The 19,161-nt window shown below is 64.3% G+C and carries 20 protein-coding genes and 1 pseudogene; 11 read left to right on the top strand and 10 right to left on the bottom strand.

The genetic code is table 11. The features are described from left to right. Positions 1-8: 8 nt before the first annotated feature. The gene (locus tag PPA02S_RS16130; RefSeq protein ID WP_028632072.1) at positions 9-548 is read right to left on the bottom strand and encodes a type 1 glutamine amidotransferase domain-containing protein; all 540 of its coding nucleotides are present in this window, start codon (positions 546-548) and stop codon (positions 9-11) included. Between the two features lie 190 nt (positions 549-738). Between PPA02S_RS16130 and PPA02S_RS16125 the strand changes: the two genes are divergently transcribed. Both PPA02S_RS16125 and mutM read left to right on the top strand, forming a co-directional pair. Beyond that, positions 739-1,557 (top strand): HDOD domain-containing protein, encoded by an 819-nt coding sequence (locus tag PPA02S_RS16125; RefSeq protein ID WP_174435892.1) that lies wholly within the window; start codon positions 739-741, stop codon positions 1,555-1,557. A 3-nt stretch (positions 1,558-1,560) separates the two neighbouring features. After that, positions 1,561-2,373 carry a bifunctional DNA-formamidopyrimidine glycosylase/DNA-(apurinic or apyrimidinic site) lyase gene (gene mutM, locus PPA02S_RS16120; RefSeq protein WP_028632070.1) on the top strand — a complete coding sequence of 271 codons (813 nt, stop codon included), beginning with the start codon at positions 1,561-1,563 and terminating at the stop codon, positions 2,371-2,373. A 24-nt stretch (positions 2,374-2,397) separates the two neighbouring features. Here mutM and PPA02S_RS16115 read toward each other — a convergent pair whose 3' ends face one another. Next, positions 2,398-2,649, bottom strand: coding sequence for a YfhL family 4Fe-4S dicluster ferredoxin (locus tag PPA02S_RS16115; protein ID WP_028632069.1), 252 nt, complete (start codon positions 2,647-2,649; stop codon positions 2,398-2,400). A gap of 107 nt (positions 2,650-2,756) precedes the next feature. Continuing rightward, a complete protein-coding gene (coaD, locus tag PPA02S_RS16110; RefSeq protein WP_028632068.1) occupies positions 2,757-3,236 on the bottom strand; it encodes a pantetheine-phosphate adenylyltransferase in 480 nt (159 codons plus the stop codon). Between the two features lie 205 nt (positions 3,237-3,441). Between coaD and PPA02S_RS16105 the strand changes: the two genes are divergently transcribed. Continuing rightward, on the top strand, positions 3,442-4,296 hold the full coding sequence (locus tag PPA02S_RS16105; protein WP_028632067.1) for a sulfurtransferase: 855 nt from the start codon (positions 3,442-3,444) through the stop codon (positions 4,294-4,296). Between the two features lie 7 nt (positions 4,297-4,303). Here PPA02S_RS16105 and PPA02S_RS16100 read toward each other — a convergent pair whose 3' ends face one another. The 6 genes and pseudogenes from PPA02S_RS16100 to PPA02S_RS16075 all read right to left on the bottom strand — a co-directional run bounded on the left by PPA02S_RS16100 (position 4,304) and on the right by PPA02S_RS16075 (position 11,608). Next, positions 4,304-5,296: a hydrolase gene (locus PPA02S_RS16100; RefSeq protein ID WP_028632066.1), complete on the bottom strand. Its 993-nt coding sequence runs from the start codon at positions 5,294-5,296 to the stop codon at positions 4,304-4,306. A gap of 59 nt (positions 5,297-5,355) precedes the next feature. Then, positions 5,356-6,756, bottom strand: coding sequence for a M16 family metallopeptidase (locus PPA02S_RS16095; protein WP_028632065.1), 1,401 nt, complete (start codon positions 6,754-6,756; stop codon positions 5,356-5,358). Next, the gene (locus PPA02S_RS16090; protein ID WP_169338805.1) at positions 6,753-7,985 is read right to left on the bottom strand and encodes a M16 family metallopeptidase; all 1,233 of its coding nucleotides are present in this window, start codon (positions 7,983-7,985) and stop codon (positions 6,753-6,755) included. The genes PPA02S_RS16095 and PPA02S_RS16090 overlap by 4 nt, the downstream gene beginning before the upstream one ends. A gap of 182 nt (positions 7,986-8,167) precedes the next feature. Next, complete coding sequence (gene rsmD, locus PPA02S_RS16085) at positions 8,168-8,770, bottom strand: 16S rRNA (guanine(966)-N(2))-methyltransferase RsmD (RefSeq protein WP_028632063.1); 603 nt, start codon at positions 8,768-8,770, stop codon at positions 8,168-8,170. After that, positions 8,770-10,122, bottom strand: a pseudogene (locus PPA02S_RS16080) (M16 family metallopeptidase); the annotation flags it as partial. The gene rsmD and the pseudogene PPA02S_RS16080, both read right to left, overlap by 1 nt. Before the next feature lie 130 nt (positions 10,123-10,252). Further along, on the bottom strand, positions 10,253-11,608 hold the full coding sequence (locus PPA02S_RS16075; RefSeq protein WP_028632061.1) for a M16 family metallopeptidase: 1,356 nt from the start codon (positions 11,606-11,608) through the stop codon (positions 10,253-10,255). A 230-nt stretch (positions 11,609-11,838) separates the two neighbouring features. Between PPA02S_RS16075 and ftsY the strand changes: the two genes are divergently transcribed. From ftsY to rpoH, 4 genes are all read left to right on the top strand, one after another. Next, complete coding sequence (gene ftsY / locus PPA02S_RS16070) at positions 11,839-13,356, top strand: signal recognition particle-docking protein FtsY (protein ID WP_028632060.1); 1,518 nt, start codon at positions 11,839-11,841, stop codon at positions 13,354-13,356. Positions 13,357-13,358: 2 nt separating this feature from the next. Next, entirely contained in the window at positions 13,359-14,030 is a 672-nt protein-coding gene (gene ftsE, locus PPA02S_RS16065) for a cell division ATP-binding protein FtsE (protein WP_028632059.1), read from the top strand. Continuing rightward, positions 14,027-15,049 (top strand): permease-like cell division protein FtsX, encoded by a 1,023-nt coding sequence (gene ftsX / locus PPA02S_RS16060; RefSeq protein WP_028632058.1) that lies wholly within the window; start codon positions 14,027-14,029, stop codon positions 15,047-15,049. Before ftsE ends, ftsX begins: the two co-directional genes overlap by 4 nt. A 109-nt stretch (positions 15,050-15,158) precedes the next feature. Beyond that, positions 15,159-16,013: an RNA polymerase sigma factor RpoH gene (gene rpoH, locus PPA02S_RS16055; protein WP_028632057.1), complete on the top strand. Its 855-nt coding sequence runs from the start codon at positions 15,159-15,161 to the stop codon at positions 16,011-16,013. A 67-nt stretch (positions 16,014-16,080) separates the two neighbouring features. Here the strand turns inward: rpoH and mtgA are convergent, their stop codons facing one another. Next, a complete protein-coding gene (mtgA, locus tag PPA02S_RS16050; protein WP_028632056.1) occupies positions 16,081-16,791 on the bottom strand; it encodes a monofunctional biosynthetic peptidoglycan transglycosylase in 711 nt (236 codons plus the stop codon). A 64-nt stretch (positions 16,792-16,855) separates the two neighbouring features. Here mtgA and PPA02S_RS16045 point away from each other — a divergent pair, with 64 nt between their 5' ends. The 4 genes from PPA02S_RS16045 (at position 16,856) to trmB (ending at position 19,110) form a co-directional block, all read left to right on the top strand. Further along, entirely contained in the window at positions 16,856-17,227 is a 372-nt protein-coding gene (locus PPA02S_RS16045) for a DUF423 domain-containing protein (protein WP_028632055.1), read from the top strand. A gap of 102 nt (positions 17,228-17,329) precedes the next feature. Next, positions 17,330-17,530, top strand: a complete 201-nt coding sequence (thiS, locus tag PPA02S_RS16040) for a sulfur carrier protein ThiS (RefSeq protein ID WP_028632054.1) — start codon at positions 17,330-17,332, stop codon at positions 17,528-17,530. A 53-nt stretch (positions 17,531-17,583) separates the two neighbouring features. Continuing rightward, positions 17,584-18,378, top strand: a complete 795-nt coding sequence (locus tag PPA02S_RS16035; protein WP_028632053.1) for a thiazole synthase — start codon at positions 17,584-17,586, stop codon at positions 18,376-18,378. A gap of 9 nt (positions 18,379-18,387) precedes the next feature. Further along, the gene (gene trmB / locus PPA02S_RS16030; protein WP_028632052.1) at positions 18,388-19,110 is read left to right on the top strand and encodes a tRNA (guanosine(46)-N7)-methyltransferase TrmB; all 723 of its coding nucleotides are present in this window, start codon (positions 18,388-18,390) and stop codon (positions 19,108-19,110) included. Positions 19,111-19,161 lie beyond the last annotated feature (51 nt).

Here is a 19,161-nt window from a genome sequence, read left to right as displayed (position 1 = left end):
GCCAGCTGTCAGGCCGACAGGGCCTTCACCAATTGCGCGTTGAAGGCGGGGATGTCATCTGGCTGACGGCTGCTGATCAGGTTGCCGTCCACCACCACCTCTTCATCCACCCATTCGGCGCCGGCGTTGCGCAGGTCGTCCTGCAAGGTCTTGAAGCTGGTCATGCGCTTGCCCTTGGTCAGCCCGCTGGAAATCAGCAGCCAGCCGCCGTGGCAGATCACGGCCAGCGGCTTGCCGGCCGCATCGTGGCTTTTCACCAGTTGCTGCGCCCCGGCAATCAGCCGGATGGTGTCGGAGTTCTGCACGCCGCCTGGCAACACCAGCGCATCGTAGACCGTCTGGCCGGCTGCATCGAAGGTGGCGTCGACCGGGAATTCATCCGCCGGCTTGTCGTGGTTCCAGCCACGCACCTTGCCCTCTTTCTCGCTGAGAATGTGCACCTGTGCGCCGGCCTTGGTCAGGGCCTCGCGAGGGCCGGTCAGCTCGACCTGCTCAAAACCGTCGGTAACCAGAATGGCCACGCGCTTGCCGTTCAGTGCTGTGCTCATGGTCTTGCTCCCTTACTCGATGAATATGAGAAACAGGCCAGTGGCGCTAAAGGAAAGTTCCAACGCACCGATTCAATGGTTAGTTTCCTGGCCGCCCGCCGCGTTAGAATTGGCGGTCCCATACGAGTGTGCACGCATGTCCCAAGAACTCAGCGCCGAACAGATCCAGCAAGCCTTGCAAGGCATTACCATTCCGCCGCAGCCGCAGATCATGGTCGATCTGCAGTTCGAGCAGTACATGCCCGACCCGGACCTGGAAACCATCGCCAAGCTGATATCCCAGGACCCAGGGCTCTCCGGTGCCTTGCTCAAACTCGTCAACTCGCCGCACTTCGGCCTGAGCAACAAGATCGGCTCGATCCAGCGCGCGGTGAACCTGCTGGGCAGCCGTTCGATCATCAACCTGATCAACGCCCAGTCGATCAAGGGCGAGATGAGCGACGAAACCATCGTCACCCTCAACCGCTTCTGGGACACCGCCCAGGACGTGGCGATGACCTGCCTGACCCTGGCCAAGCGCACGGGCATCCAGCCGGCGGACGAGGCCTACACCCTGGGGCTGTTCCATGACTGCGGCGTGCCGCTGATGCTCAAGCGCTTCCCCCACTACATGCAGGTGCTGGAAGACGCCTATGCCAAGGCCGACGAACACACCCGCGTGGTCGATACCGAAAACCGCACGCTCAATACCAACCATTCGGTGGTGGGGTATTTCACGGCCAAGTCCTGGCGCCTGCCCGAACACCTGACCGCGGCCATTGCCAACCACCACAATGCCCTCTCGGTGTTCCGCGACGACAGCTCAAGCAATAACCAGGGCCAGATGAAGAACCTGCTGGCGGTGCTGAAAATGGCGGAGCACATCTGCGCGTCGTTCCGTGTACTGGGCAACCAGGCGGTGGATCACGAATGGAACGCGGTCGGGCCGTTGGTGCTCGATTACATAGGCTTGTCGGAATACGACTTCGACAACCTCAAGCAGAATATCCAAGAGCTGGGTGGGCGCTGACACATGCCGGAACTTCCTGAAGTAGAAACCACCCGGCGCGGGATCGCGCCGCACCTGGAGGGCCAGCGGGTCAGCCGTGTGGTGGTGCGTGACAGGCGCCTGCGCTGGCCTGTGCCGGAAGACCTGGACGTCCGCTTGTCCGGGCAACGTATCGTCACTGTCGAGCGGCGGGCGAAATACCTGCTGATCAATGCCGAGGTCGGCACCCTCATCAGCCACCTTGGCATGTCAGGCAACTTGCGGTTGGTCGAGCTGGGTCTGCCGCCCGGCAAGCACGAGCACGTGGATATCGAGCTGGAATCGGGCCTGATGCTGCGCTACACCGACCCCCGCCGCTTTGGCGCGATGCTCTGGAGCCAGGACCCGCTCAATCATGAGCTGTTGCTGCGCCTGGGGCCTGAACCGCTGACCGACCTGTTCGATGGTGAGCGGTTGTTCCAGCTTTCGCGCGGGCGGTCGATGGCCGTCAAACCGTTCATCATGGACAACGCCGTGGTGGTGGGGGTGGGCAACATCTACGCCACCGAGGCGCTGTTTGCCGCCGGCATCGACCCACGCCGGCCGGCCGGTGGCATCTCGCGGGCGCGTTATCTGAAACTGGCGATCGAGATCAAGCGGGTGCTGGCCGCCGCCATCGAACAGGGCGGGACGACCTTGCGGGATTTCATCGGCGGCGATGGCCAGCCCGGGTATTTTCAGCAGACCCTGTTCGCTTACGGGCGCGGCGGCCAGCCGTGCAAGGTGTGCGGTACCGAACTGCGGGATGTGAAACTGGGCCAGCGGGCCAGCGTGTTCTGCCCACGCTGCCAGCGCTGAGCACCCGCTGCTGCCCGCCCGGGCTCAGGCCTTGCCGGTAATCCTGAGGTACTTGGCCATCAGCTGTTCTTCGCTTTCCGGGTGGGCTTCATCCAGCGGGATGCAGTCTACCGGGCATACCTGCTGGCACTGGGGCTCATCGTAGTGCCCTACGCACTGGGTGCACAGGTTGGGGTCGATCACGTAGATCTCTTCGCCTTGGGAGATGGCCTCGTTCGGGCACTCGGGTTCGCAGACGTCGCAATTGATGCAATCGTCGGTGATGATCAAAGACATGGGGGCTCCGGCCGGGGCTCCTGGCCCGGGCATGTTCAACGCAAGGGCACAATTGTGCCGCATTCGCGCCCGCAGTGCACGCGGGCGCGACAAACTGGCAAACGTGGCTACTGCTTGAAGCGCTCGGTCAGCGCGTCTGCCACCGCCGGGTGGACGAACTTGCTGATATCGCCGCCCAGCGCTGCGATTTCCCGCACCAGGGTCGAGGAAATGAACGAGTAGCGCTCGGAAGGTGTGAGGAACAGGCTTTCTACATCCGGCGCCAGTTGCCGGTTCATGTTCGCCAGCTGGAACTCGTACTCGAAATCGGACACCGCGCGCAGGCCACGAAGAAAGACGTTGGCGCCCTGTTCCTTGGCAAAGTGCGCCAGGAGCGAAGAAAAGCCGATGACTTCGACATTGGGCAGGTGCTTGGTGACCTCACGCGCCAGCGCTACCCGTTGCTCCAGTGGGAACAGCGGGTTTTTCTTGGGGCTGGCTGCCACCGCGATGATCACGGTGTCGAACAGCCGCGAGGCGCGCTCCACCAGATCGCCATGGCCTTTGGTAATGGGGTCGAAAGTACCCGGGTACAACACTCGGTTCATCGCGTCATCCTGGCTGGAGTGCGTTGGGGAGTCGGATGGTAGCGCAGCGACTGCGCCCGGCCAAGTCATGTGGCCGGCTGGGGCCACTATACTTCTCCCCATGCTGCGGCGCGAGGTTTGTGCGCCTTCGCCAGGTATTTCATGTACCGTTCAACCAGGCCCTGCAGACCTGGCACGGCTTGGCGTCATCGACTAGGAGATTGTCATGCCACTTGCGCAACTGATCACCCCACAGCAATTGGCCGAGCGGCTGGGCTCGCCCGGGCTGGTGATCCTCGACTGCCGCTTTGCCCTTGAAGATGTGGACTATGGCCAGCGTAGCTACGCCCAAGGGCATATTGCCGGGGCCCACTTCGCCGACCTGGAGCGTGACCTCAGCGGCCCGATCAGCAAAGGAGTGACCGGCAGGCATCCGTTGCCCGACCCGGCCAGGCTGGCTGAGCGGCTGCGCGACTGGGGTATCGACGACGATAGCCAGGTGGTGCTTTACGACGATGGCCCCGGGGCTTTCGCTGCCCGGGCCTGGTGGCTGCTGGCCTGGCTGGGCAAACGTAGTGGCGTGGCGATTCTGGACGGGGGGCTGAAGGCCTGGCACGCCGCCCATTTGCCATTAAGCCTCGACCCACCGCCCAAGCGGGAGGGAGCGTTCGTTGGCAAACCCGACGGCAAGCTGCTGATCGATGCCGAGCACCTGGCCAGTCGCCTGGGTGCGAGCGACGTGACCCTGCTCGATGCCCGCGCACAGCCACGCTTTCGCGGTGAGGTAGAGCCGATAGACCCGGTAGCGGGGCACATCCCTGGCGCCCAATGTGCGGCCTTTACCGACAACCTGGGGCCTGACGGGCGTTTCCTGCCGCCTGAGCAGCTGCGGCAGCGGTTTGACCAGCAGTTGGCCGGGCGTGCGCCGGAGCAGGTTGTGGCGTACTGCGGCTCAGGTGTAACGGCGTGCCATAACCTGTTTGCCCTGGCGCTTGCCGGTTACCCGTTAGGCAAGCTGTATGCCGGCTCGTGGAGTGAGTGGATCAACGACCCGGCACGGGGTGTAGCGACTGGCAGCTGATCGCGGCTCATTGGCCCTGCATCAGCCACTGCGGTATCCGGCGTTCGAGGTAGTACCCCGGGCGCCGCAGGCTGCCCTCCACAAACCCCACATGGCCACCTCGACCGTGCAGTTCGAACCGGGTGTTCGAAGCCAGGTCCCCAGGGCCCGGCAGGCTCCGGGTCGAAACGAACGGATCATCGTTGGCGTGGATAATCAACGTGGGCGTACAGTTCTGCTTGAGGAAGAAGTGGCTGGATGACCGACGGTAGTAATCGTGCACGTCGCTGAAGCCGTTGAGTGGCGCGGTGACCTTGGCGTCGAACTCCCAGAACGTGCGCAGGTTGCCCAGTGGCCCCAATTGTTCCAGGGTTGCCAACCGGTCGTGATGGGCATTGTCATGGAAGTGACGTTGCTTGACCTGCACATAGGCCAGCATCTCGCGCATGAAGTGGGCCTGGTACACCTTGGAAAACCCCTGGGCGATGCGGTCGGCGCAGTGATCAAGACGAAACGGCACCGAAACCGCCACCGCGGCCTGCAACTGGCTGGCCGCGCCGCATTCGCCCAGGTACTTGAGCAACACGTTGCCACCCAGCGAGTAACCTACCGCATACAGGGGCGCCAGTGGGCGCCGCGCCCTTACGTGGCTGACGACTTCAGCTAGGTCTTCGCTGGCACCGGAGTGATAGCTGCGTGGCAGCAGGTTGGGTTCACCCGAGCAACCTCGCCAGTTCACCGCTGCGCTGGCCCAACCACAGGCGTGCAAGGCTTGCTGCAGCCCTTTTACGTAATGTGACTGGGACGAGCCGGTGAGGCCGTGCAGCACCAGTACCAAGGGGGCGTCTGGCTGGTGTGGGCCGTGCCAGTCCAGGTCGATGAAGTCGCCATCGGCCAGCCACATACGCTCCCGCTCGCGCTGCAAGTCAGGCATCTTGCGCCACAGCGGCCCCCACAATGTCTGCAGGTGCGGATTGGAAAGGCCGGTGGCGGGGCGAAAGGTGGCGTCAGGGTTGGGCATGCTGGGCGGCTCATGAGGTGCCCGCCTAGCATGCCACGAACCGCGCCGCCCTGCCCGGGCTAGCGCTCGCCTGGCGTGGGCTGCGAGAGCGGCAGTTGCTCGACGGCAGGGCCGCTGGTAACGAACACTTCTGGCGCCTGGCCCAGCCATACCTGAGCGGCTTCCAGCAGGTTGGCAGGTGTCAGCGCCGCCAGGGTGTCCACGTAGGTAGTCAGGTGGTCGGCTGGCAAGCCTTGGTGGCTGTAGGTGGCCAGTGCACTGGCCAGTTTGCCGTGGTCGGCCAGGTCATGGTGCAGCCGGGCGGCGATCTGGTTTACCGCCATGTCACACTCGGCCTGGCTGGGCCCATGCTCGCGCAGGCAGTTCAGCATGGCCGATACCAGCGCACCCGATGCATCGCGGTGCTGGGGCACTACATCCCAGTGAATCTGGAACAGGGTGGTTGCATCGAGCGGCCTGAGAAACGCCGACACGGCGTAGGTAAGGCTGCGCAGGTGGCGCAGTTCCTGGGTAAGGCGAGCCTCGTAACTGCCCCCCAGAATGGCGGTGAGCAGCACCAATGCAGGGTAGGGCGGGTCCTTGGGGGCAACCCTGGCCGCTATGGTCAGCATCGCCTGGGTAGCGCTGCCAGCGAAATCCAGGTGTTGCACCAGGGGTAGAGGGTCGACCGGGGCGGGCGGGGTTTGCGCCGCCCACTGCTGCGGTAGCGCCTGCACCAGCATATTTACCAACTGCTCGGCCTCAGCGCGGCTCACATCACCGACTAGGCCGATGTCCAGGTTGTTGGCCGAGTAGGCCTTCTGGTGGAAGGCGCGAACCTGCTCGGCACCCAGGTCATCAGCCGGTCGTGCGGCCGGCTGCGCAGCGTAGGGGTGGCCGTGGAACACATGGCTCATGGTGGCATTGGCCATTCGCAGAATGGGGTGTCGGCTTTGCCGGGCCTGATTGAACGCTATGCGTTCGCGGATCTTCGCCACCTCAGCCTCGCGCAGTGCTGGCCGGGCCACCATTTGCGTCAGCAAGCCGATGGCTTGTGCCCGTAACGTGGGCATGCTCAGGCATCGCAGGGCAATGGAGGTGCTGTCCTCGCTGATTTTCCTGCTCAGGGTTGCACCCAGCCCTGCCAGCCGTTGGGCGAACTGTGCCGCGTCCAGGTCTTCGGTGCCTTGGTCGAGGCTGTACAGGGCAAGTGCTGCCAGGCCTGGGGTGTCACCGTCCAGCATGCTGCCGGCCCTGAAGCGCAGCACCAGGTCGATCATGGGGCGACCCTGCGCTGCAATGAAGCTGACTCTTGTCCCCTCGGCCGTTTGCCATTGCTCGGCGGTCGCCTGCACGGAGGGCGCCCTGCCGAGCTTGATAGCCTGCATGGACTCCAGGTTCGCCATCGCGGCCAATGCCGGGTCTGTGGTGGGGCCTTGGCAAAGCAGGGGGTGATGAGGTGGCAACTGTTCGTGCGTCATGCTTGCGCTCCTGGCCGAAGGAAGGTGATGGTCAGGCGTTCACGCCCCAGGTAGGTATTGGCCACTTGTTGCAGGGTGCTTGCGTCGATGGCCACCAGCCGAGCTGCTTCGCTGTCGACCAAGCTGGCGGGTTGACCGGCCGCAGCTACCGAGCCAATGCGCTCGGCCTGCGAGGCGGGGTCTTCAAGGGTGAACAGCCGCCTTGCCAGCATGCCCAGCTTCAGGTGCTGCAGTTCACTGCTGGGCAGCGTCAGGCTGCGTAGCTGGTCAATTTGCTGGTACACCGCCTCGGCGGCCTGCTCGGGGGTGGCGTGGGTGGTATTCACGTAGGCGGCAACGGTGAGCAGCGTGTCCCCGCGTACCAGGGGGTCGTAATTCACTCTTACACCAGTTAGTACATGCTGGTCCCGCACCAGTTCGCTGTAGAGCCAAGAGCTGGCGCCTTGGCCAAGCAGCTCTCCGATCAGTTCGAGGGCCGCGGTGGTGGTTTCGTCGGGTGCGGTGGCGCAGCCAGGAACGTTGAACGACATGAACAGGCCATGGGCGAGCCCCGGCAAGCTGACGGTGTGCGTGCGCGCCTGTAGCGCGTCGTCGTGCCTGGGTGCCGGGCAGTCTGTGACAGGCCCACTGATCAAGGGTGAAAAGTACTTGTCCACAGGCCCGCGCAGCGTTGCCAAGTCGATATCGCCGACCACCACCAGGGTGGCGTTGCTCGGGCGATACCAGGTGCGGTACCAGGTACGCAGTTGCTGCAAATCTAGGCTGCCCAGGTCGGCTGCATTGCCGAAGCTTGGGGCTGCATAGGGGCTGTTACCGTGTGCCAGTGCGTGGTGGTGGTCGAGTGCTTGCTGGGCTGGCTGTGTATCGAGCTTGAGGCGGCGTTCGTCGACGATCGCCTTGGCAGCCCGGGCCAGGTCAGGGGCGTCGAAGGTCGCGCTGTGCATGGCATCGGCCATGATCTCCAGCGCCACTGGCAAGCGTGAGACGGGTAGCGAGATCTCGTAAGCGGTCGCATCCAGGCGGGTGCTGGCATTGGCCCGGCCGCCCAGCCGTGCGACGACGCGGGAATAATCCCCGGCCGCGAGCTTGCTGCTGCCTTCGAAGATCAGGTGTTCGAGCAGGTGTGACAGGTTGGTGTGGCCTGCCGGTTCGTGGCTGGTGCCCACGTGGTACCACAGTTGCACAGCGGCAAGCGAGGTTCCGTGCTGCTGGCGAAGGTAAACGGACAAGCCGTTTTCCAGGGTGAAATGCTGAAGGGGGGAAGGGGTGGCAGCTGCAAGAGACGCAAGTGCCTCGGGCACCCCTTCGAGAGGGGCCGGCGCAGGTGAGGGTAGTGGCATGGCTGAAGTGCTCGGGTGGTTGGAAACCCCAACAGCTTCAGCCAATGGCGCGCCCTGCCTGCGCTAGATAACTAGCCCCGCTGCCACAGTGCGTAATGCACCTGGCCGGTTTTTTTCTCACGGTGCAGGCGCCAGCTGGCAGGCAGTTGCAGGCTGGACGGCGCCGCTTCGCTCTCGGTGTATACCCATGCCTGCTCGCGCAACCACTGGTTCTGCTCCAGCAGGTTGCAGGTTTCAGCCAGCAGTTGCTGGTGGAACGGCGGGTCGAGGAACACCACATCGAACTGCTGTTTGGCCGGTGCCTGCAGGTAGCGCAGGGCGTCGGTCTGCAGGATCTGCCCCCGTGGGCAACGCAGAAGCTCCAGGTTGTTTTTCAGGTTGGCGATGGCGGCCGGGTTGCTGTCCAGCGCCACGGCATCCTCGGCCCCGCGTGACAAGGCCTCGAGCACCAGGGCGCCGCTGCCCGTGAAGGCATCCAGTACCCGGGCCCCTTCGATGTAGGGCGCCAGCCAGTTGAACAGGGTTTCACGTACCCGGTCGGGGGTTGGGCGCAAGCCTTCGCCGTCAGGCACCGCCAGGCGCCGGCTGCGCCACTGGCCGGCGATGATGCGCAGGTGGCCCGAGCCTTTGCTCTGGCCCGGCTGTGGGCGGGCGGGAGGGGTGGATCTTGGCATTAGTGCTCCGGTACCCCGAGGGCTGGCTCGGTGGGTTTGTCGGTGGGGGCAGGCAACGGCTTTTGCGGCACGTTCGGGCCGACGGTGACGATCACCAGTTTGTCAGCGGCCAGGTGCCGGTTCATGGCGGCCTTGACCTGCTCGACGGTCAGCGCCTGGGACTGCTGCATGAAGTCCTCCAGCCACGTCAGCGGCAGGTTGTAGAAGCCAATGGCGCCCAACTGCCCAACAATGCTTTCGTTGCTGGCATTGGACAGCGGGAAGCTGCCGGCCAGTTCGCGTTTGGCGTCGTCCAGCTCCTGCTGGGTCGGGCCCGTGCTGAGGTAATCGGCAAGAATACCCTGAACCAGCTTCAGCGTCCCTTCGCTAAGCTCGGCACGGGTTTGCAGGTTGATCATGAAGGGCCCGCGCACCTGCATCGGGCTGAACGCTGAATACACGCCGTAAGTCAGGCCACGTTTTTCCCGCACTTCGCTCATCAGCCGCGTACCGAACGCGCCACCGCCCAGGATCTGGTTGCCCAGCGAAAGCGCCGGCCAGTCCTTGTCCTGGCGGTCGATGCCCAGCTCGGCAAGCATCAGGTGGGTTTGCTTGGAGGGGAAGTCGATGTGGGTGAGCCCGGCCTTGGCGTCGGCTGGCTGGGCCGGGGCGGGCAATGCAGGGCCTTTCGGCAGGCCGGCGGACACCTGGGCGGCGATGGCTTCGGCTTCGCTGCGGCTCAGGTCGCCGACCAAGGCGATGACCGCGTTGCCTGGGGTATAGGCCTTGGCATGGAATGCACGCAATTGTGCAAGGCCAAGGCTGTTGATGCTCTCAGGGCTGCCGTCGCTCGGGTGCGCGTAGGGGTGGGTACCGTAGAGTTTTTCGAACAGCGCCTTGCCTGCAATTTTACCCGGGTTCTGCTTGTCGTACTCGAAGCCCGCCAGCATCTGGTTCTTGATGCGTTTGAGGGCCTCTTCAGGGAAGGTGGGCTTGCCCGCGACCTCAGTGAACAGCTTCAGTGCAGGTTCACGCTTGTCCTTGGCACTGAGGCTGCGCAGCGAGGCCACGGCCATGTCGCGGTAGGAACCATTGCCGAAGTCCGCGCCCAGGCCCTCGAAGCCCTGGGCGATGGCGGTCACGTCCTTGCCGGCCACGCCTTCATTGAGCATGGCGTTGGTCAGAGCTGCCACCCCGGGGGTGGCGCCATCCTGGCTGCTGCCAGCGGCGAAGGTTACGCGCAGGTCGAACATGGGCAGTTCGCGGGCTTCGACGAACAGCACGCGTGCGCCCTCGGCCGTATTCCAGTGCTGAATGTTCAGCTGACGACGGCTGGGGGCCTTGCCGTCGAGCTCAGCCAGCGATTGCAGCGTATTGGCCGGGCGGGCCGCCGCGGTGTCGGGCTTGGCCGCCTGGTCGGCCAGGGCCGGGGCGGCCAGCACGGTCGCCAGCGCCAGGGCACGGATGCCCGTGGCCAGCAGGGTGGGGCGTGATGCGCGGCGGTCACTCATGGGCGGACTCCTCGGGCAGTACATGTGCAACGCTCAGGCGTTCGCGGGTGAAATAGGTGCGCGCGGCGTTCTGGATGTCCTGCGGGGTGACGCGCTTGAGCTCGTCCAGCTCGCTGTCGATCAGCTTCCAGGACAGGCCGACGGTTTCCAGCTGGCCAATGGTGGTGGCCTGGCTGCTGATGGAGTCGCGGTCGTAGACCAGGCCGGCAATGACCTGGGCGCGTACCCGCTCCAGTTCCTCGGCGGTCGGCGGGGTGGTCTTGAGTTCATCCAGCAATTGCCAGATGCCTTTTTCGACGTCGGCCAGGGTCTTGTGCTTCTGCACGTTGGGGGTGGCCGAGATCAGGAACAGGCTGTCGCCGCGGGTGAAGGCGTTGTAGCTGGACGATGCGCCAGCCACCAGCTCCTGGCCGCGCTCCAGGCGGGCAGGCATGCGCGCACTGTAGCCACCGTCAAGCAGCGCCGAGATCAGGCGCAGGGCATGCACCGTGCGCGGGTCCTGCGCGGTGGGCAGGCCTGGCACGTTGAAGCCGTAGATCAGGCTGGGCAACTGGGTGCGCACATGCAGGGTCAGCTGGCGCTGGCCAGGTTCGGCCAGTTCCAGTGGCAGCTTGGCGGCGGGTACGGTGCGCTTGGGGATGGCGCCAAAGTACTTCTGCGCCAGGCCTTTCACCTCATCGGCGGTGACATCGCCCACCACCACCAACGTAGCGTTGTTGGGGGCGTACCAGGACTCGTACCAGTGGCGCAGCTCTTCGACCTTCATGCGGTCAAGGTCGGCCATCCAGCCGATGGTGGGGGTGTGATAGCCGCTGGCAGGGTAGGCCATGGCGCGGAACAGCTCGAATGCCTTGGCATTGGGCTGGTCGTCGGTGCGCAGGCGGCGTTCTTCCTTGATGACCTCGATTTCACGGCTGAACTCGTCGGCCGGCAGGCGCAGGCTGGCCAGGCGGTCGGCTTCGAGTTCCAGGGCCACCGGCAGACGGTCGCGGGCCAGCACCTGGTAGTAAGCGGTGTAGTCGTCGCTGGTGAAGGCGTTTTCTTCGGCACCCAGGTCGCGCAGGATACGCGAGGCTTCACCCGGGCCGATTTTGGCACTGCCCTTGAACATCATGTGCTCAAGCGCGTGGGACAGGCCTGTCTGGCCGGGGGTTTCGTAGCTGGAGCCAACCTTGTACCAGATTTGCGAAACCACCACCGGGGCACGGTGGTCCTCACGCACGACCACTTTGAGGCCGTTGTCGAGGATGAATTCGTGGGTGGGTTGCACATCGGCGGCGAAGGCCGCGAGCGGCAGGCACAGTGTGCCGAGCAACAGGCCTGCGGCGCGGCGGGCTAGAGCATTCATACGGTGTTTAACCTGTTCGGCGGCCCGCTGGGTTTAGCGTCGGCAGGCCAGGAGGTGCTAGGATACTGATCCGGTTGCCTGGCGACCATGCCTGTCGCCGTTCTGGCTTGCAGGACATCAAGACAAAACGTTGCGCATGAACCAGCCGGCTTCAAGATAGTCTGTTCTGCGTAGAAAGAATTCCCGATGCGCCATAGCTGGCCCATCGCTACCCTGAGATAGCCGTCTCCATGTTTGGTTCCAACGACGACAAGAAAGCGCCGGCCGAGGCCAGCGAGAAGAAAGGCCTGTTCAGCTGGTTTCGCAAGAAGCCGCAGCAACCTGTCGCCGAACAGCCGCAAACCCCAGAACCGCCGTCCGCCGAGCCGCATGCTGGCGAGCCGGTAGCGCCTGCCCCGGTTGCCGAGCAGCCACAGGAAGCGCCGGCCGAGCCCGTCGCCCCGGCGCCGCAGCCTGCCACGCCCGAACCGCAACCTGTCACCCCCGCACCGGTCGTTTCACCGCCTGCGCCAGCGCCCGTGACTCCCCCCAGCGTGCCCGAGCCTGAGCAGGTTGAACCCGTTGTGCCTGCGCCGGTTGCCCAGCCAGTTGTCGAAGCGCCTGGCACGCAGCCCGTCGAGCAGGCCGCGCCCGTCAGCAACCTGGTGTTGCCCGTGGCCGAAGAGCCTGTGGCGCTGGTGCCGGACCTCGAGCCCAAGGCCCCGCCTGCCATCCCCGAGCGCCAGGCCCCCGAGCCTGCCGCCCCCCTTGCCGTCGAAGTGGCTGAAGCCCAGGTAGATGCGCCTGCCGAAGTGGCAGTGGCCGCCCAGGTGGAAGCCGCGAAGCCCGGCTTCTTCGCCCGCCTCAAGCAGGGCCTGTCCAAGACCAGCGCCAGCATTGGCGAAGGCATGGCCAGCCTGTTCCTGGGCAAGAAGGTGATCGATGACGACCTGCTGGATGAAATCGAAACCCGCCTGCTAACGGCCGACGTGGGTGTGGAAGCCACCTCCACGATCGTGCAGAACCTGACCCAGAAGGTCGCCCGCAAGCAGCTGGCTGACGCCGATGCGCTGTACAAGTCGCTGCAGGAAGAGCTGGCTGCGCTGCTCAGGCCGGTTGAGCAGCCGCTGGTGGTGCAGGCGCAGAACAAGCCCTACGTGATCCTTGTGGTCGGTGTGAACGGCGCCGGCAAGACCACCACCATCGGCAAGCTGGCCAAGAAGCTGCAACTGGAAGGTAAAAAGGTCATGCTGGCGGCGGGTGACACCTTCCGCGCCGCTGCCGTGGAGCAGCTGCAGGTGTGGGGTGAGCGCAACAAGATCCCGGTCATCGCCCAGCACACTGGTGCCGATTCAGCTTCGGTGATTTTCGATGCCGTGCAGGCTGCCAAGGCCCGTGGCGTCGACGTGCTGATCGCCGATACCGCCGGCCGCCTGCACACCAAAGACAACCTGATGGAAGAGCTCAAGAAAGTGCGCCGGGTCATCGGCAAGCTTGACCCCGAAGCGCCTCACGAGGTGCTGCTGGTGCTCGATGCCGGTACCGGCCAGAACGCCATCAGCCAGGCCAAGTACTTCAACCAGAGCGTCGAACTGACCGGCCTGGCCCTGACCAAGCTGGACGGCACGGCCAAGGGCGGCGTGATCTTCGCCCTGGCCAAGCAGTTCAAGCTGCCCATCCGCTTCATCGGTGTCGGTGAAGGTATCGATGACCTGCGCACCTTCGAAGCCGAGCCGTTCGTCAAGGCTCTGTTCGCCGAGCGAGACTGACCATGATCCGATTCGAACAGGTTGCCAAGCGCTATCCCAATGGTCATGTGGGGCTGCATGAGCTGAGTTTCCGGGCGCGCCGGGGCGAATTCCTGTTCGTCACCGGCCATTCGGGCGCCGGCAAGAGTACCTTGCTGCGCCTGCTGCTGGCCATGGAGCGCCCCACCAGCGGCAAGCTGATGCTGGCCGGCCAGGACCTGGGCCAGATCAGCAACTCGCAGATCCCGTTCCTGCGCCGCCAGATCGGCGTGGTGTTCCAGAACCACCAGTTGCTGTTCGACCGCACGGTCTTCAACAACATCGCCCTGCCGCTGCAGATTCTTGGCTTGTCCAAGCCCGAGATCGCCAAGCGTGTGGATTCCGCGCTGGAGCGTGTTTCGCTGTCCGACAAGGGCGAGCTGTACCCGGCGGACTTGTCCACGGGCCAGCAGCAGCGTGTAGGCATCGCCCGCGCCATCGTTCACCAGCCAGCCCTGCTGCTGGCCGACGAACCCACCGGTAACCTCGACCCGCGCCTGGCGGCAGAAATCATGGGCGTGTTCGAAGACATCAACCGGCTGGGCACTACTGTTTTGATTGCCAGCCACGACCTGGCACTGATTGCGCGCATGCGCCACCGCATGCTGACCCTGCAGCGCGGCCGCTTGATCGGCGATGGGGAGGCCGGGCAATGAGCACTACACGTACGCCGAAGGTGTCCGAACGGGTGGCGCCTAAACCGGCCGACCCGCAAGCGCCTAAAAAACGCACCGCCGACGATGACGGGCCAGACCTGCGCACGCTGATGCATGCCTGGCTGGAAAGCCACCGTGCCAGCCTGGCGGACAGCTTGCGCCGCCTGGGCAAGCAGCCGATTGGCAGCTTTTTCACCTGCATGGTGATGGCGGTGGCCCTGAGCATGCCCATGGGCCTGTCGTTGCTGCTCAAGAACGTGGAGCAGCTGGGCGGCTCGTGGCAGCGCGCGGCGCAGATTTCCCTGTACCTCAAGCTCGATGCCAACAGCCGTGATGGCGAGGCGTTGCGCGATGAGATCAAGGGCATGCCCGGCGTAGCCGAAGCCCAATACGTCAGCCGCGAGCAGGCACTGCAGGAATTCCAGCAGCAGTCCGGGCTGGGTGAAGCCCTGCGCGAATTGCCCGATAACCCACTGCCCGGTGTGGTGGTGGTCACCCCTACCGAGGTCGACAAGCCAGCCCTCGAAGCGCTGCGCCAGCGCCTGTCGGAGCTGCCGCGCGTTGACGTGGCCCAGCTTGACCTGGTGTGGGTGGAGCGCCTGGCGGCCATCCTCAAGCTGGGCGACCGGTTCGTGTTCGGGCTGGCCGTGATGCTGATTTCTGCATTGTTGTTAGTAATCGGTAACACAATTCGTCTACATATCGAAAACCGCCGTATCGAGATCGAAGTCATCAAGCTGGTCGGCGGTACCGATGCCTACGTGCGCCGGCCCTTCCTGTACATGGGCGCCCTGTACGGGCTGGGCGCGGGCCTGCTGGCGTGGGCCATCCTGGCGTTCGGCCTGAGCTGGCTGAACGAGGCCGTGGTTGGCTTGTCCGGCCTGTACGGCAGTGACTTCGCCCTGGGCGGGGTACCGCCGTCCGATGGTCTGTCGCTCTTGATCGGAGCGGTGCTGTTGGGGTATATCGGTGCATGGATCGCAGTGGCCCGCCACCTGAACGAGCTGGCACCGCGATAGTTTTCTGTGCCTCATTGACGTGCTGTTCACGCAGGAACTTGTACCGTGGTTCCAGGTCAATGTAGGCAGCGCCCAAAACGCGCGAGTTTAGTAAGTCGGAGGTTCTTGAATGACCACATCGTTGCAACCTGCCTATGCCCTGGTACCCGGTGCAAACCTGGAAGCCTACGTGCACACGGTCAACAGCATCCCGCTGCTGACGGTCGAGCAGGAGCGTGATCTGGCCGAGCGTCTCTACTATGAGCAGGATCTCGAGGCCGCTCGGCAGATGGTGATGGCCCACCTGCGTTTCGTCGTACACATTGCCCGTAGCTACGCAGGCTACGGGTTGGCCCAGGCTGACCTGGTGCAGGAAGGTAACGTCGGCCTGATGAAGGCCGTGAAGCGCTTTAACCCCGAAATGGGCGTGCGCCTGGTGTCGTTCGCCGTGCACTGGATCAAGGCTGAGATCCACGAGTTCATCTTGCGTAACTGGCGCATCGTCAAGGTGGCTACCACCAAGGCGCAGCGCAAGCTGTTCTTCAACCTGCGCAGCCAGAAAAAGCGTCTGGCGTGGCTGAACAACGACGAGGTGCATCGGGTGGCCGAAAGCCTCGGCGTAGAGCCGCGGGAGGTGCGCGAGATGGAAAGCCGCCTGAGCGGCCACGACATGGCGTTCGACCCGGCTTCCGAGGCGGATGACGACAGTGCCTTCCAGTCGCCTGCGCACTACCTGGAAGACCACCGTTACGACCCGGCCGTGCAATTGGAGGATGCTGACTGGAGCGACAACTCCACCAGCAACCTGCATCAGGCCCTGCAAGGCCTGGACGACCGTAGCCGCGATATCCTGTACCAGCGCTGGCTGGCCGAAGAGAAGGCCACCCTGCACGAGCTGGCAGACAAGTACAGCGTATCGGCCGAGCGTATTCGCCAGCTGGAGAAGAATGCGATGAACAAGGTCAAGGCGTTGATCGCTGCCTGACCCTGGTTCACGTCGCAAAAAAAAGCCGCTGCCCCGCAAGGGACAGCGGCTTTTTCATGGCAGGTATTCAGAGCTTGCGGGAAGTGTTCAGTTGCATCAGGTAGCTGGGGCCGCCCAGCTGGCTCATCTGCCGGCTGATCCAGCCGGCGCGGCTAGCCACATAGGCACTGGGCCGGCCCGCGTTCCATTTGATCGGGCTTGGCAGCACCGCCGCCAACTGCGCGGCCTGCTGGCGGCTCAGGCGGCTGGCATCCACACCGAAGTGATAGCGTGCTGCAGCCTGCGCGCCGAATACCCCAGGGCCCCACTCGGCGCTGTTCAGGTACACCTCAAGAATGCGCTCCTTGGACCACAACAGCTCCATCAGGGCGGTGAACCACGCTTCCAGCCCCTTGCGCAACCAACTGCGCCCCGACCACAGGAACAGGTTCTTGGCTACCTGCTGGGTAAGGGTGCTGGCGCCACGGATGCCGCCCCCGCGTTCGTTGTAGGCCAGCGCAGCCTGGATGGCGGGTATGTCGAAGCCCCAGTGGGTGGCGAATTTCTGGTCCTCGCCGGCGATTACCGCCACTTTCAGGTCATCGGAAATGCGCGCCCACGGCACCCAGTCACGCTGCAGGTCGATGGGCTCGCCGTCTACCCAGGACTCCACCTTGCGCTCCACCATCAATGCCGTACCCGGTGGCGGTATCCAGCGGAACACCAGCACCAGCACGATACTCCCGGCGGCGAACCAGAGCAGGGCGCGGTACAGGCGGCGTAAGAGGTTTGGCAGCATGGGGATGGCTTGGCCGTACGGATGGAAGGGGCCATTATACAGACCCGATACGAGGAGTCGTCCCATGCTTCGAAGCTTCCTGATGCTTGCCGCCTTTTTCGGCTTTACCGGTGTCGCGCTGGGCGCCTTCGCCGCGCACGGCCTCAAGAACAGGCTCAGTGCCGATTACCTGGCGATTTTCCACACCGGTGTGACCTACCAGCTGGTGCACGCCCTGGCGCTGTTCGGGGTTGCGCTGCTGGCAGCGCACTTGCCCGGGCGGCTTGTCGGTTGGGCCGGCGGCCTGTTCGTGCTGGGTATCGTGCTGTTTTCCGGCAGCCTTTACCTGCTCACCCTCAGTGGCATCGGTAAGCTTGGCATCATCACCCCTATCGGCGGTGTGTGCTTCCTTGTCGGCTGGCTGTTTCTGGGGCTTGCCGCGTGGCGGCTGGGCTGACTGAGCGGCCCGCAATCGCGACTAATGGCGTGTGGCGGCCTTGGGTTGCAGGCCCTTTCGGGGCTAGAATGCGGGCCCCAAAGAACAATGGTGGCCGTGAGCATGCGCATTCAACTCAATGGTGAGCCTTACGAATTGCCGTCGGGCGAGAGCGTCGCGGCCCTGCTGGCTCGCCTGGACCTGGCTGGCCGCCGCGTGGCGGTAGAGCTCAACCAGGACATCGTGCCGCGCAGCCAGCACGACAGCACTGCGCTGCACGAGGGTGACCAGGTCGAAGTGGTGCACGCCATCGGCGGTGGCTGATCGCTGCCGGCGAACCCCCTGCAAGCCCAGCAACCTTTTCCCGAGGAACAACCATGAGCAACGTTCGCAGCGACAAGCCCTTCACCCTGGCCGGCCGTACGTTCCAGTCGCGCCTGCTGGTCGGCACCGGCAAGTACCGTGACATGGAAGAAACCCGCCTGGCCATCGAAGCCTCGGGTGCCGAAATTGTCACCGTTGCCGTGCGCCGCACCAACATCGGCCAGAACCCGGGTGAGCCGAACCTGCTCGATGTGCTGCCGCCAGATCGCTATACCATCCTGCCGAACACCGCAGGCTGCTATGACGCTATCGAGGCCGTGCGCACCTGCCGCCTGGCCCGTGAGCTGCTCGATGGCCACAACCTGGTCAAGCTGGAAGTGCTGGCCGACCAGAAAACCCTGTTCCCCAACGTGATCGAAACCCTCAAGGCCGCCGAAGTGCTGGTCAAGGATGGTTTCGACGTGATGGTCTACACCAGCGACGACCCGATCATCGCCCGTCAGCTCGCCGAAGCCGGCTGCATTGCGGTCATGCCCCTGGCAGGCTTGATCGGCACCGGCCTGGGCATCTGCAACCCGTACAACCTGCAGATCATCCTTGAAGAATCGAAGGTGCCCGTGCTGGTCGACGCCGGTGTAGGCACCGCATCGGATGCCACCATCGCCATGGAAATGGGCTGCGAGGCTGTGCTGATGAACTCGGCCATTGCCCACGCCCAGCAGCCGGTGCTGATGGCGGAGGCCATGAAGCATGCCATTGTCGCGGGCCGCATGGCCTACCTGGCCGGCCGTATGCCCAAGAAACTCTATGCCAGCGCGTCTTCACCGCTGGAAGGTCTGATCAAGTAAGAGCCCCTGATGACTGAATCGCACGATACGCCGACCACCCCTGACGGCGACGCCCGCCCACACCGTCGCATCAAGAGCTTCGTGATGCGCGCCGGGCGCATGACCGAAGGCCAGCAGCGTGGCCTGGACCAAGGCGGCCCGCAGTTCATCCTGCCGCTGGCCGACAGCCCTGTGGACTACGACCAGGTGTTTGGCCGGTCGGCGCCGCGCACGCTGGAAATCGGTTTTGGCATGGGCCATTCCTTGCTGGAAATGGCGGCGGCCGCCCCAGATCAGGATTTCATCGGTGTAGAGGTTCATCGCCCGGGTGTGGGTGCGCTGCTCAACGGTGTGCTCACCCAGGGGCTGCAGAACCTGCGGGTGTATGACTGCGATGCCATCGAAGTGCTGAACCGCTGCGTGGCCGACAACAGCCTCGACCGCCTGATGCTGTTCTTCCCCGACCCCTGGCACAAGGCGCGTCACCACAAGCGCCGTATCGTGCAGCTTGAGTTTGCCGAGCTGGTGCGCCGCAAGCTCAAGCCCGGTGGGGTGTTCCACATGGCGACGGACTGGGAGCCCTACGCCGAGTACATGCTGGAAGTGATGAACGCCGCGCCGGGCTATCGCAACCGCGCGGCGGATGGCGCCTATGTGCCCCGCCCGGAAGAACGCCCGATCACCAAGTTCGAACGCCGCGGCGAGCGGCTGGGGCATGGGGTGTGGGACTTGAAGTTCGAGAAGGTCGACTGATCGGCTTTCGCAAGCTGTGGGAGCAACTGTCTTCCCCAAGATCTCAAAGCT

The sequence above is a fragment of the Pseudomonas parafulva NBRC 16636 = DSM 17004 genome (assembly GCF_000730645.1).
Taxonomy (GTDB): Bacteria; Pseudomonadota; Gammaproteobacteria; order Pseudomonadales; family Pseudomonadaceae; genus Aquipseudomonas; species Aquipseudomonas parafulva.
Note: the sequence above shows the minus strand (reverse complement) of the source record. Positions and strands in the feature narration are given on the sequence as shown.

Bases quoted from the DNA above. Each gene is read 5' to 3' on its own strand.
- PPA02S_RS16130 (WP_028632072.1), bottom strand. From the start codon at position 548: ATGAGCACAGCACTGAACGGCAAGCGCGTGGCCATTCTGGTTACCGAC.
- mutM (WP_028632070.1), top strand. From the start codon at position 1,561: ATGCCGGAACTTCCTGAAGTAGAAACCACCCGGCGCGGGATCGCGCCG.
- PPA02S_RS16115 (WP_028632069.1), bottom strand. From the start codon at position 2,649: ATGTCTTTGATCATCACCGACGATTGCATCAATTGCGACGTCTGCGAA.
- coaD (WP_028632068.1), bottom strand. From the start codon at position 3,236: ATGAACCGAGTGTTGTACCCGGGTACTTTCGACCCCATTACCAAAGGC.
- PPA02S_RS16105 (WP_028632067.1), top strand. From the start codon at position 3,442: ATGCCACTTGCGCAACTGATCACCCCACAGCAATTGGCCGAGCGGCTG.
- PPA02S_RS16100 (WP_028632066.1), bottom strand. From the start codon at position 5,296: ATGCCCAACCCTGACGCCACCTTTCGCCCCGCCACCGGCCTTTCCAAT.
- PPA02S_RS16095 (WP_028632065.1), bottom strand. From the start codon at position 6,756: ATGACGCACGAACAGTTGCCACCTCATCACCCCCTGCTTTGCCAAGGC.
- rsmD (WP_028632063.1), bottom strand. From the start codon at position 8,770: ATGCCAAGATCCACCCCTCCCGCCCGCCCACAGCCGGGCCAGAGCAAA.
- PPA02S_RS16075 (WP_028632061.1), bottom strand. From the start codon at position 11,608: ATGAATGCTCTAGCCCGCCGCGCCGCAGGCCTGTTGCTCGGCACACTG.
- ftsY (WP_028632060.1), top strand. From the start codon at position 11,839: ATGTTTGGTTCCAACGACGACAAGAAAGCGCCGGCCGAGGCCAGCGAG.
- ftsE (WP_028632059.1), top strand. From the start codon at position 13,359: ATGATCCGATTCGAACAGGTTGCCAAGCGCTATCCCAATGGTCATGTG.
- ftsX (WP_028632058.1), top strand. From the start codon at position 14,027: ATGAGCACTACACGTACGCCGAAGGTGTCCGAACGGGTGGCGCCTAAA.
- rpoH (WP_028632057.1), top strand. From the start codon at position 15,159: ATGACCACATCGTTGCAACCTGCCTATGCCCTGGTACCCGGTGCAAAC.
- mtgA (WP_028632056.1), bottom strand. From the start codon at position 16,791: ATGCTGCCAAACCTCTTACGCCGCCTGTACCGCGCCCTGCTCTGGTTC.
- PPA02S_RS16045 (WP_028632055.1), top strand. From the start codon at position 16,856: ATGCTTCGAAGCTTCCTGATGCTTGCCGCCTTTTTCGGCTTTACCGGT.
- thiS (WP_028632054.1), top strand. From the start codon at position 17,330: ATGCGCATTCAACTCAATGGTGAGCCTTACGAATTGCCGTCGGGCGAG.
- PPA02S_RS16035 (WP_028632053.1), top strand. From the start codon at position 17,584: ATGAGCAACGTTCGCAGCGACAAGCCCTTCACCCTGGCCGGCCGTACG.
- trmB (WP_028632052.1), top strand. From the start codon at position 18,388: ATGACTGAATCGCACGATACGCCGACCACCCCTGACGGCGACGCCCGC.